Origin of the sequence: Microcystis sp. LE19-10.1B (genome assembly GCF_027530565.1) — a bacterium.
Lineage (GTDB): Bacteria > Cyanobacteriota > Cyanobacteriia > Cyanobacteriales > Microcystaceae > Microcystis > Microcystis aeruginosa.
This window is the reverse complement of record NZ_JAPZQM010000723.1, coordinates 1-12,377: the sequence shown is the minus strand read 5'-3', so window position 1 is coordinate 12,377 and position 12,377 is coordinate 1. Positions and strand designations below refer to the sequence as shown.

General features: G+C 35.8%; 13 protein-coding genes. 5 read left to right on the top strand and 8 right to left on the bottom strand.

Translation table 11 applies throughout. The features are described 5' to 3' along the window. Positions 1 to 2 precede the first annotated feature (2 nt). From O9332_RS25720 to O9332_RS25700, 5 genes are all read left to right on the top strand, one after another. Entirely contained in the window at positions 3 to 1,403 is a 1,401-nt protein-coding gene (locus O9332_RS25720) for a ferredoxin:protochlorophyllide reductase (ATP-dependent) subunit N (protein ID WP_002740797.1), read from the top strand. A 170-nt stretch (positions 1,404 to 1,573) separates the two neighbouring features. Beyond that, positions 1,574 to 2,866: an AAA family ATPase gene (locus tag O9332_RS25715; RefSeq protein ID WP_502846664.1), complete on the top strand. Its 1,293-nt coding sequence runs from the start codon at positions 1,574 to 1,576 to the stop codon at positions 2,864 to 2,866. 1 nt (position 2,867) lies between these two features. Beyond that, positions 2,868 to 3,512: an RloB family protein gene (locus tag O9332_RS25710; RefSeq protein WP_288027908.1), complete on the top strand. Its 645-nt coding sequence runs from the start codon at positions 2,868 to 2,870 to the stop codon at positions 3,510 to 3,512. 111 nt (positions 3,513 to 3,623) lie between these two features. Then, positions 3,624 to 4,427 (top strand): nucleoside phosphorylase, encoded by an 804-nt coding sequence (locus tag O9332_RS25705; protein ID WP_288027907.1) that lies wholly within the window; start codon positions 3,624 to 3,626, stop codon positions 4,425 to 4,427. A gap of 332 nt (positions 4,428 to 4,759) precedes the next feature. After that, the gene (locus O9332_RS25700) at positions 4,760 to 5,161 is read left to right on the top strand and encodes a hypothetical protein (RefSeq protein WP_288027905.1); all 402 of its coding nucleotides are present in this window, start codon (positions 4,760 to 4,762) and stop codon (positions 5,159 to 5,161) included. Positions 5,162 to 5,240: 79 nt separating this feature from the next. On the opposite strand, the gene O9332_RS25695 is transcribed toward O9332_RS25700, so the two are convergent. The 8 genes from O9332_RS25695 to O9332_RS25660 form a co-directional block, all read right to left on the bottom strand. Further along, positions 5,241 to 8,354: a CHAT domain-containing protein gene (locus O9332_RS25695; protein ID WP_288027903.1), complete on the bottom strand. Its 3,114-nt coding sequence runs from the start codon at positions 8,352 to 8,354 to the stop codon at positions 5,241 to 5,243. Further along, on the bottom strand, positions 8,341 to 9,690 hold the full coding sequence (locus tag O9332_RS25690) for an ATP-binding protein (protein ID WP_353853441.1): 1,350 nt from the start codon (positions 9,688 to 9,690) through the stop codon (positions 8,341 to 8,343). Before O9332_RS25690 ends, O9332_RS25695 begins: the two co-directional genes overlap by 14 nt. A gap of 311 nt (positions 9,691 to 10,001) precedes the next feature. Further along, complete coding sequence (locus O9332_RS25685) at positions 10,002 to 10,142, bottom strand: hypothetical protein (RefSeq protein ID WP_288027899.1); 141 nt, start codon at positions 10,140 to 10,142, stop codon at positions 10,002 to 10,004. Between the two features lie 168 nt (positions 10,143 to 10,310). Then, complete coding sequence (locus tag O9332_RS25680) at positions 10,311 to 10,625, bottom strand: HigA family addiction module antitoxin (RefSeq protein ID WP_036399402.1); 315 nt, start codon at positions 10,623 to 10,625, stop codon at positions 10,311 to 10,313. Between the two features lie 9 nt (positions 10,626 to 10,634). Next, positions 10,635 to 10,916: a type II toxin-antitoxin system RelE/ParE family toxin gene (locus tag O9332_RS25675; protein ID WP_002740810.1), complete on the bottom strand. Its 282-nt coding sequence runs from the start codon at positions 10,914 to 10,916 to the stop codon at positions 10,635 to 10,637. Between the two features lie 299 nt (positions 10,917 to 11,215). Continuing rightward, on the bottom strand, positions 11,216 to 11,374 hold the full coding sequence (locus tag O9332_RS25670) for a hypothetical protein (RefSeq protein WP_288027896.1): 159 nt from the start codon (positions 11,372 to 11,374) through the stop codon (positions 11,216 to 11,218). 118 nt (positions 11,375 to 11,492) lie between these two features. Further along, complete coding sequence (locus tag O9332_RS25665; RefSeq protein WP_002759169.1) at positions 11,493 to 11,705, bottom strand: type II toxin-antitoxin system HicA family toxin; 213 nt, start codon at positions 11,703 to 11,705, stop codon at positions 11,493 to 11,495. Further along, positions 11,698 to 11,904 (bottom strand): type II toxin-antitoxin system HicB family antitoxin, encoded by a 207-nt coding sequence (locus O9332_RS25660; protein WP_039900529.1) that lies wholly within the window; start codon positions 11,902 to 11,904, stop codon positions 11,698 to 11,700. Before O9332_RS25660 ends, O9332_RS25665 begins: the two co-directional genes overlap by 8 nt. Positions 11,905 to 12,377 lie beyond the last annotated feature (473 nt).

Below are 12,377 nucleotides of genomic sequence, written 5' to 3'. Positions count from 1 at the left end.
ACATGACCGCAACCCAAGAACCGAGCGCTTTACAATTTGATTGTGAAACTGGCAACTATCACACCTTTTGTCCGATTAGCTGTGTTGCGTGGTTATACCAAAAAATCGAAGATAGTTTCTTCCTTGTTATCGGCACAAAAACCTGTGGTTACTTCCTGCAAAATGCTATGGGGGTGATGATTTTTGCTGAACCACGTTATGCTATGGCTGAATTAGAAGAAGGGGATATTTCCGCTCAACTAAAAGACTACGAAGAACTAAAACGCCTCTGCTTACAAATTAAACGAGATAGAAACCCTAGCGTTATCGTTTTTATCGGTACTTGTACCACCGAAATTATCAAAATGGACTTAGAAGGATTAGCACCGAAACTAGAGTCAGAAATCGGTATTCCTATCGTGACAGCGCGCGCTAATGGTTTAGATTATGCCTTTACCCAAGGGGAAGATACCGTCCTCGCTTCTATGGTGCATAAATGTCCCGAAAAAGTTAAGCACGAAGATGAAAAAGAAGAACGGAATGCCATCCAGAAACTCTTAACTTTTGGACGTAAAAAAGAAGAAATTAAACAGGAAGAATCGGAATATAAAGACCATCCTCCTTTAGTTTTATTTGGTTCTGTTCCCGACCCGATTGTGACCAATTTAACCCTAGAATTGAAAAAACAAGGAGTTAAAATTGATGGTTGGTTGCCTGCCAAACGTTTTACTGAATTACCGGTAATTGAAGAAGGTTATTATGTCGCTGGTGTCAATCCTTTTCTATCACGAACTGCCACCACTTTAATGCGTCGTCGTAAGTGTAAATTAATTGGCGCACCCTTTCCCATCGGTCCGGATGGAACCCGCGCTTGGATAGAAAAAATCTGTTCTGTTTTGGGAGTACAACCGCAGGGATTAGAAGAAAGAGAGGCAAAAATTTGGGAAAGTTTAGAGGATTATCTGCAACTTGTGCGCGGTAAATCGGTCTTCTTTATGGGGGATAATTTACTAGAAATTTCCCTGGCACGTTTCCTAATTCGTTGCGGGATGACTTGTGATGAAATCGGTATTCCCTACATGGATAAACGCTACCAAGCAGCCGAATTAGCATTACTAGAAAAAACCTGTAATGATATGGGTGTTCCCATCCCGAAAATCATCGAAAAACCTGATAACTACAATCAGATTCAGCGCATTTACGAGTTAAAACCCGATTTAGTGATTACAGGAATGGCCCATGCAAATCCCTTAGAAGCGCGGGGAATTAACACTAAATGGTCGGTAGAATTTACTTTTGCTCAAATTCATGGTTTTACCAATGCGCGAGATATTTTAGAATTAGCTACTCGTCCCCTGCGTCGCAACAATAACCTCAAGGAATTGGGTTGGGATAAGTTAGTTAAAGAGTCAGCAAAAGTGTAAATTTGTTGTCAAAAGTGTACAATTCTTAGGTAAGGGAAATCAATTCCTTACCTTTTTTCCTGTGATTGTTTGCCGATTCTGAGGATAATTCTTGTTCAAATGCTCAACAAGTGCATAAAATAAAAGTATCGTCTCCTTTGTTCCTTAGAGACTGTTAGGGTTAATATGCAATGCTCATCGGATTTAGTGTCGGCAATTATCGCTCTTTTAAAGATGTAGTCACTCTCAGTATGGTAGCTGCAGAGGAGGCCTACGGTAATGATGAGCTTGATAAAAATAATGTTTTTAAGGTTAATCAACAAATTAGTTTACTGAAAAGTGCCGCTATTTATGGAGCAAATGCCAGTGGTAAGAGTAATTTAATTCTGGCATTCAATTTTATGCGACGGTTTGTCATGAATTCTGCAAAATTACAAATCACTGACAAAATAGATGTGGAAGACTTTAGATTAAGTACCGAAACTGTTGATAAACCATCCTTTTTTGAAATAGTTTTTCAGCTAAAAAATAAAACTTATAGATATGGATTTGAAGTAACTCAAAAGCGAGTAGTTTCCGAATGGTTATTTTGTACACCCAGAAGTCGTGAAACTAAAATTTTTAATCGGCAAGGCGATAAAATAGAATATAGCAAAAATATTGAACAAGGTAATATACTAAGAGGATTGACAAAAAAAAATACTCTGTTTTTATCACTAGCGGCTCAATTTAATAATTCTCTAGCGGTGGAAATTGTCTCTTGGTTTAGTCACTTAGGTGTTGTGTCTGGGTTAGATGTGGAATTATTAAAAGCGATTACGCTTGAGCATCTTTCTAATAGACAAGATTTGATTGATGATGTAACTAAGTTAATTAAAAAATTAGATTTAAGTATTGACAATCTCAACCTAGAAACAGAAACCAGAAAAATTTCCTTAGACAGTCTCCCGCAAGATTTACCGGATGTTGTCAGAAATATCATCAGTCACTCTAGCGGTGAAATAAAGTCCGCTACCATAAAAACCTATCATCCAAAGTATGACTCAACAGGTAAAATGATTGAGTTAGAAATTTTTGATATGGACAATCATGAATCTGATGGAACTAAAAAGATTTTGGCTCTGTCAGCACCGATTTTAGACACTTTGCAAAGAGGGGAAGTTTTAGTAATTGATGAATTGGATGCCAGACTTCATCCTTTAATGACTAGAAGTATAATCGAATTATTTAATTCTCAGAAAACTAATCCCAAAAATGCTCAACTTATTTTTACTACTCACGATATTAATTTACTTAGTCATAAATTTTTGAGGAGGGATCAAATTTGGTTTACCGAAAAAAATCATCAAGGAGCAACAGATTTATATTCTTTGGTGGAATTTGCTGATATTAATAATAATAATACCTTTGAAAAAGATTATATTCAAGGTCGTTATGGAGCAATACCTTTTATTGGTGATTTAAGTACAATTATTGGTAATTAGTATGGGTAAAAATAGGAATACTTCTGATTATTTGCGTCGCCAAACTAAGACTAGAGAAACAAGAAAAAGATTTTTAATTATTTGCGAGGGAGAAAAAACTGAAGTTAACTATTTTAAGGCTTTTACTGTTCCTAAGAAAATTGAAGTTAGGGTGAAAGGTGAAGGTAAAAATAGCTTGAGTTTAGTCAACAAAGCTATTAAGATTATAGATAATGTAAACAAAGATGACTCATTTGATCAAATCTGGTGCGTTTTTGATAAAGATAACTGTTCTAAAGAGCAATTTAATCAAGCAGAAAGACTGGCTAAAGAAAACAATATCAAGATTGCCTATTCTAATGAAGCTTTTGAAATTTGGTTTATTTTACACTTTCAATATCTGGATATTGCCACATCCCGAAGTGAATACCCAAAAATTTTAAATACTCAGATGAAAAAGTGTAAATTATTAAACGAAAAAGAACAATATGCAAAAAATCGAGAGGATATGTACGAAAAATTAAAGCCATACCAGACAACAGCAATCACTAATGCAGCAAAACTTATTCAAGATAGAGATGAAGCCAAAAAACATCCTTTTGATGCCAATCCCTCAACCACAGTACACGAATTAGTGCAAGAACTTAATATCAATAGTCGTCCTTAAGCTTGATTCTCTTTTGTCAATAATTAAATATTTAATTTTAATTGAAACCTAAAGTTGTTATAATAACTAAAAGCCTATTTAACCAAAGTAACTGCTCTTAATTTGATTTAAATGTCCAATAACTTATCTCACCAAAAACCCTATCATCTCAACTTTAGCAGTGAGGATTTAGGCACGGCAAAACCGACTATCACCCTATTATCGGGGGAACCAGAACGCTCGCGCTATATTGCTGAAACTTATTTACAAAATGCACGTTTACTATCGGATTATCGGGGATTAAATAGTTATCTTGGCTATCTAGATAATTCTACCCCAATCCTTCTGGCTACCAGTGGCATGGGTGCGCCATCTTTGAGTATTGTGGTTAATGAATTAATACAGGTGGGAATTAAAACTATTATTCGTATTGGTACTTGTGGCGCAATTCAAAATAGAATAAAAATTGGTGATATTATTATCTCCCAAGCGGCTTTATGTAGGCAAGGTGCAGCTAATGATATTGCTCCTCCGGAATATCCCGCAGTGGCGGATCCTTTTTTGACAGTTGCTCTAGTCAAATCGGCTCAATTTTTGGGAGTAAATTATCATGTAGGTATTACCGCTTCTGTGGATAGTTTTTATGAAGGACAGGAAAGAATCCTGTCTTCTGCTAACCCTTATCTTCAGCGCCATTTAGAGGGAATCACGGAAGAATATCGACGTTTAAATATTCTCAATTATGAAATGGAAGCGGGAACTTTATTTAAAATGGCGGGGGTTTATGGATTTACTGCCGCTTGTGTTTGTGCTGTGATTGCCGAAAGAAACAAAGAGGAAGGGATTAGTTTAGAAAGCAAACAACAGGCCATTGAAAAAGCGATTCAGGTGGCAATATTGACCGTTAGCAACCTCTCCCTATCCTCAATTGATTAATGTTCAGAAATCATCTTCATTAAGACTTACTCTTTTTCCTGACTTTCGGGATAACAGGAGATAAGTTTAGCGCGTAATTCTTGGGACAAAATAATTGATCGCCTTGTCTAAGTATGGTATATTAGTTTGCTCAAAAAAGTGTATTTTGTTGCGAATATGTAATGATTTTTGACAAAAGTAAATTATCACCCCAAAAATTCGCTTATTCTTAGTCTTCTAAGCTAATCTTGACCGGATTAACTTGCCATCGGTAAAGTCAAAAACTTTAGCGACGAGACGATTATAAGGTGAGATAATGGGAAAAAATTGGTTTTAGCTTTAAGGATGGTATTATGTCAGACACAACGCAGTTAACACCGGAAAAAATTGCTCAGTACCGTATTCAATTTGCGGACAATGAGAACGCTTTAATTGCACTTGATGTTATTGAGGAATGGGAGGGAGATTTAGCAGATGCTGCTGAGTCTATTGCCACTCGTAACGGGATTGAAGGGGTAGAAGATAATGCTGATTTTCGTTGGTTTGTTATTGTTCTTAATAAATGTCGGGATTCTATTTGTCAACCGAAGTTGCGAGAAAAATATTTACCCGCACTTATCCCTACTTTAACAGGTATTATTGTAGGATATTTGATGTGTCCTCCGCAAGTCGCGGGAATTTTATCTGCTATAGTTGCTGTTTATATTCAGGATCAAGGACTGGATAAATTTTGTCAAAATTATCCTGATTCTTGAATCAAAGTGATCCCCCCCAACCCCCCTTAAAAAGGGGGGAGAATACCTCAACTTAATTGTATTCTCAAGGAACAATAGATTAAACCCCTGTAGCGATAAATGCAGTCCAATAATAGGGATTAGCAAAGGGATAGGGTTCACGTTTAACCGCAGCTTCTAATAAGTCTTGGAATTTTCTTCTATCCCGTTTACTCTCAAAGACTCGATCGAGTAATTGCTGGAATTTTTGACTATTTTTAATTCTGGCTAATTTTTTACTATTCAATGTTCTTAACCAAGTTTGAGTATGATTTAAAACAATGGCAATACTTCCTTGATCTTGGATAGAAATCCGTTTAAGGGCGTGATAAAATTTAGTCATAAATAACGTAGTTGCTAGGGGATCTACTGTCCAAAGGGTACTAACTACACTAGAACTACCTGCAAATAGAAAACCACTCGGTAAACCCACATATTCATCACTAATACTATTAGCATTACTTTCGATTATACCACTTTCACCAAAACAAAGTGTGACTAAACGGCATTCTCTTAAATCAAATTTCTCAAATACTTCTGCCAAAGTTAGGTTAGCTGATTCTCCTAAGTTACTATCTGGATCTGCTAACATTAAAGCGGAATCTCTAGGGGATTCATTATCAAATTTACCATGACAGGAAAAGTGAAGACAATGGGATGCTTGTAATTCTTGACGACGGTTTTCTAGGGTTTGCTTTGATGCTTCTGATTCACCAATAATAATAGTTTTTTCAGCAGCAAATCCTTGACTAATTCTCTCGATTTCTAGATTTGCTCCTAAGAGTGGTTTTAGGTCTTTTCTGGTGGGATTTTTAATGGCAAAAAGACGAGTAAAGTTTTCTCGCTGTGATAATTTTACCAGTTTTAAGAGTTGGCAACTGGGAACGTATCCTACACCATTAGAAAAGCGTTGATAGAGAAATTGTCCATCTTTTAGGGGTAAACAATGAAGGGTAATAATATGTAAAAACCAATGGGGAATTAGGATGAGACGAGAGCAAGATTTAGGAATCAGTTCTAAAAGTTCATCAATGTGGAGAATTTCTGATAGTTGATTTAAACAATCATTAAGATTATTAATCCACGCGGTTTTATTATTTTCATAAGCATCACGATAATCCTTAATAAAATCAATCAATTTTTCTCGATCTTCTGCTGAAGATTGCCAAACTTTAACCCCTTTCACCTCACTATTCCCCCCTTTTGAAGGGGGGTTAGGGGGGATCAAACCCTCATTAGTAACAATAAACGCCATAATACTATCCCCTGCAATATACCATTCTAAAATAGCAGTATCTTGATCAATCAAGGATTGAATCTCACTTAGAGGAATGCTTTCAACCTTTTGAGTTAAGCTAAAAGTGGGATCTATGGGGGTGATTTCTCGGTCAATTAGTTGATTTAATTCTTGTTTTAATTGATTGAGGTGAGTATAGTCATTTAAGATGGGTTGTCTTTGTTGATCTAGGGGTAAAATTTCTCCCCTATTGCGGGTTTGTTCTTGGATGGCTAACCGTTGTTCTTCGCCAATAATGGCACGACGGAGGCGATCTAATTCGGTAATAATTATTTGGGGGATATTACCTTTAGGATAGATATCTCGTTCCGTAAGCAATTGGACTAGATAGCGAGTTTTGCTACGTTCAACGTATTCTAAAGCGCGATCTGGTTTATTGAGGTTGAGATAGAATTGAACTATACCATAATAAAGGTCTATAGCGGCTGAGAGGATTTCTTGTTGTTGTTGGGGGTTTAATGCTTCTAGTAGGATGATTTCTGACGCTTCGATGGCTAAATTGTAGCCTTTGATAGCGGTTTCCCAGTCTTCGATTAGGTTAGCAGCATTCCCTAAGTTTCGTCCTGTTTGTAAACAGTCTATGGGATAAGCAGTCGGGGTTATTACTTCTAAAGACTGGTTTAAAGCAAAAATAGCTAACTCTAAATTTTCTGCCTTTTCCCCTCTGATACGATCACTATAAGCATTGCCCAGATTATTTTGTGTCATTGCCCATTCATAAGGAAAGCTATCACGGGTATATACTTCTAATGACAGGTTATAAGCAACAATAGCTAACTCTAAATTTTCTGCCTTTTCCCCTCTGATGCGATTACTATAAGCATTGCCCAGATTATTTTGTGTCATTGCCCATTCAGAAGGAAAGCTATCACGGGTATATACTTCTAAAGCAGAATAAAAACAAGAGATCGCCCTTTCTAAATTATCAGCTTTACTGCCTTGATTCTTGTCAAGATAAACATTACCTAAACTATTTTGAATTTTAGCCCATTTTTGAGAAAACTTTTGCTCAGAATAAACATTCAAAACCTGTTGATAAATTGTTTCTGCTTCCTCATATTTCTTTGCTTTCTTATATACATAACCCAAGGTCTCAAGAGTGGCTACTTTTGTCGGTTCTAATGATGTTATTTGATTACTTAAATTCAAAGCTTCTAGCAAAGATTCCTCCGCTTTTTGCAACTCTCCTCTACGGTAATAAGCAACCCCTAATTGCTGTAAAGTTGTTATCATCATAGATATATTTTTTTCTGCTGAATACTCTGCAAATAATCGAGTTAATAGATCAATTCTTGCTTGAGTTTCTGATACTCCATCTCGTTCAAGACCCCGAGCAAAATTCACAAATTGACGATCAATATTTTTTTCTTCTGGTAGAGATTCAAACTTAAAAATACCTGATTTCCAAGCCCAAAAATCAGGGGCAAATCTAGCAAATATAGTAATAGTATCGTTTGGTAAACAAAATAATATGGGATAAGGAACATCATAAGTAAAAGCGTCTCTAACAAAATTGAGATTTTGTAAAATAGGGGGATAATCCTTAAATCCGATAGAATTTTCTAATCCTTTGATAATTAACACTTGCTTTTTATCTTCTAAAGGGGGATTTTTAGATAAATAGTTTAAAATTTCATCTAATAAAAAACGCACCTGAGAATCATCTATATTTAAAACAATAAATTGTATATTTTGACATTGAGAATTATTCATTAAACTCTCAACTATCCAGTTAGCTTCCTCATTGCGGTTAACTTCAATAAAGCCAATAGTTAATCCTTCCGCAAAATCAATAAAAGTCAGTAACTCAGCTAATCTCTGCTGATTTTTTGCTAAAAATAGACGATTAGAAATAGAGAAAGATTTAGTTTCTAACATTTTCTAATACCTTTTTAAAAGCTTGAATAGATTCAACAACTGGATTGATATAGTTCCATCTATCATTACCATTATATTCTAAGGCAGAAGTATTAAATAACATAAGTTGTCCAATTTGATTGTTATTAATTTCCTTGTTTAAATAGACATTTACTAAATGACTATAATGCTCATCAGGAATGACTCTTTCAAAATCAAATTGTACTTGTTTAATGGCAGTTTGTACGTCTTCACTATCAATTTTAGAGCCGCCTTTTGCATTTGCTGAAGTAATAGCAGTTCTCATCATTTGCATTAGTTGTCTAACATGACCGCCACTAGCTTTAGCTAAACTTAATAAATCATCGTAATTAGCAAAAATATCCTGAACATTAACCCTAACTTCAATTAATTTAGCAACAGCTTTTAAGGCTTCTTCTTGATAGTCTAAATCGGGCTTATTTCTTTGTAAATTGTAGATATTGATCATCGGGACAATATTAGAGTTCTCGAAAAAATTATTGACTTTTTTAGCTGAATAGATTGTAGAAATTGGCACAGTATAAATAATATTGCATCCCAAGGCTTGTAACTGTGCTGCATAATCGAAAAATAAATGATCGCCTACTTCTGGTGTTACTCGATCTAAATTGTCGAATATTACTAAAAATCCTTGATATTGAGGAAATTTTTGCTGTAATTTTCTAAAGCCATCATCTAGTAAAAAATTTACATCAGCTTGTAAGCGAGAAATATCTTGTTCTAAGGTTTGACGAATTGTTTTTTTACGTTTATCAGACCCTTTAATTTGTGCTAATAATTTCACTAATAATTTAGCTACAAAAGGAATAGGAAAGGGAGAGGAACTAACATCTAAAGTTCCCGACATACTCACAGACTTCTCAACGGTTTCCTCTGTTTCTTCTGTGATATCTTTAAACCAAGCTTCAAAATTACCCAGAAGTTCATCATCAAACTTAATTCCTCGTTGTCTGAGTTCATATTCAATTTGCTTAATTAATACTAAATATAAGTCTATATAACGCGCATCTTCAATGTCAATTTCCCGATCAGCTTCTAAATAAATAATAAAATATTTTTCTTGCCATCTTTCCTGAATTCGCCTTAATTCTGTGCTTTTTCCACAGCCACGATGACCTGTAAATAAAATTGTTGTAAATTTTTCAGGTTCTTGAAATTCAAGAATTGTATCAACTTGACCTATAGCTTTGGTATTGCGAACTTTTGATAAATCAACATAATATCGTTTCATAGCTTCACCCCTTAGAGGATCAAGATTACAAACTCGGTAAGCTTCTTTGAGATTTTTGGCAAGATTAGTTTTGGTCATAGTCATTGAACAATATTATCTGAATAATCATAATTAATTATATTATAGCTTTTCAAAAAATACAATCTCCCTAAATCCAGTATCAGGGGGAACGCATCTTATTTTTGAAAGGTAGGCTGGATAAGGGTTTTCGAGATCATGGTTGATTTTTTCTGAAACGCTGAAAGTCTTATTAGATAAGGAATCTAGAATTTAGATGCGTTTGCCCTAAATCCAGTATTGACCAGTCGAAGGGTGAGAAACTGCCCCAACTGTTGCGCTATATTCCGTAACCAAGCCGCAGGATTATTATTTCCTCGTTGTTCTAACAATGTTGCTTAGTTTTCCATCACCTGCAAGAATTGGGGATCAATCAATTCCTGATTTGCTTGCAGAATATTATTGAGTTCCTCATCATCAGTACAAGCGAGCAACTGTTCTATTAAATTAACATAAGCTTGGGTGCGTTGTTCATTCATTGTCTGTACTGTGATTGATGTGATTATGTGATGGACTGTGATTTTTTTTGAGAGAGACCAACCTTATGATTTAACGTGATACAATAAATATTCGTGATTGTCAAGGGGGGTCGCTGCCAAATTTGTTTGATATATTCCAAGTTTCTGCCTTAGAACATATCAAACAAATTACTTTTCTGCACAAATAACTGTCATTACAGCAACTTCTTTGTCCAATTGATCTCCTATTTCATCTTCAACAACGTCCAGATCGTAATCCATTTGTAATCCCAGCCAAAATCGCGGTGACATATCAAAATAACGAGCTAACCGAAGAGCTATATCCGCTGTGATAGGCTGCTTTCCGTGAACGATTTCGTTAATACATTGTTCAGGAACTCCAAGAGCCAGAGCTATTTGATTCTGACTAAGGTTCATTGGCTTGATAAATTCCTCTAAAAGAACCTCACCGGGATGAATTGGCATTAGTTTATCTTCATTCATTATTTTACCTCAATGATAATCAACGATTTCTACGTCTAGAGCATCACCGTTTTGCCAGACAAAGCAAATTCGCCATTGATCGTTAACCCGAATGCTATATTGACCTTCCCTGTCACCAACCAGACGTTCCAATCGATTTGCTGGTGGGACACGAAGATCTTGCAGGGTTTCCGCACGATTAAGCATCCGCAATTTTCGCAATGCCACTTGTTGGATATCTAATGGCAATTTACGCGAATGTTTACGTTCAAAAACTTTTTGAGCTTCTTTATCTTTAAAGTTTTGGATCACTCTCTAAACAATTTCTTATCCTACTTTTAAGTATATGACGTAAGGATGATCCGATGGCAGAACTGGTTGGGGAACAGGCCAGACAGGGACTTCTGCGAATGCGTCTGGGGCCAAGATGACGCGACGACAAATGAGCGCGGTAGCCTTCATGTTGGATATACTAACAACACCTTAGCCTATTGTCAATGTCCCCAACAGTTAAAAACACCTCATATTCTTCTATATTTCTCGCTTGAGGATTGAGATATTGCCCAAAGTTTTGTGTTAAATCAATCTGCATGGTTATTATTGTATCCTTATTATTCTAACCCTGTTGCATAGTTTTCCATCACCTGCAAAAATTGAGGGTCAATCAATTCCATATTAGCTTGCAGAATATTAGTTCGTTCCTCATCATCAGCACAAATGAGCAACTGTTCAATTAAATTAACATAAGCTTGGGCGTGTTGTTCATTCATTGTCTGTACTGTGATTGATCTGATTATGTGATGGACTGTGATTTTTTCGAGAGAACGACTCGATGATATTTAGATAAGCTTGGGTGCGTTTTTCGTCCATAACCTTAATCCGATGCTTTCACAAAAGTTTTTTAAATTCTTCAATAGACATTCCGGCACCTTTAATAATTGTTCCCATTGTATAAGCATTAATTGGATTAGCTCTGGGAATTGTTAAGATATGCTCTCCATCAGTCATTGTAATATGTTTACCCTGTCGAACAATCCTAAATCCTGCTTTTTCAAAGGCTTTAATGGCTCGTTGATGATTAATTCCGGGAAGACTAGGCATGATTTAATTCAACTTCCACATAACAAGATTCTACACCTTGATTCAATTCCTCGGCAACTTCTAAATAAGACACAATAGCATCTTGAATATTATTGAGAGCTTCTTCTTTTGTTGTACCTTGAGAAGCACAGCCGGGTAAACCGGGACACCAAACAGCATATCCTTCTTCTGTTTTCTTAAGACTGACTTTATACTGCATATTTTTATAATAATAATCGTTGTCAGTTATTATAGCACGGCCATCATTAATCTCTGCTTCTGCTTGTAATACTTCTAATAAAAACCCCTGATATTCCTCTATACTTCTCGCTTGAGGGTTGAGAAACTGCCCCAACTGTTGCGCTATGTTCCGTAACCAAGCAACAGGATTATTATTTCCTTGTTGTTCTAACCCTGTTGCATAGTTTTCCATCACCTGCAAAAATTCGGGATCAATCAATTCCTGATTAGCTTGCAGAATCTTATTGAGTTCCTCATCATCAGCAGAAGTGAGCAACTGTTCAATTAAATTAACATAAGCTTGGGCGCGTTGGGGAGCATCTCACCTTTGCAATAAGTAGAAATGCTTAATGAGATCAATAAAAAAGTTAAAAAAGGCAACCATTTAGATAAGCACAGCGATGACGAAGGACTTGCGGTACATTACAAGATTGCCAACTTGCACCAGTAATT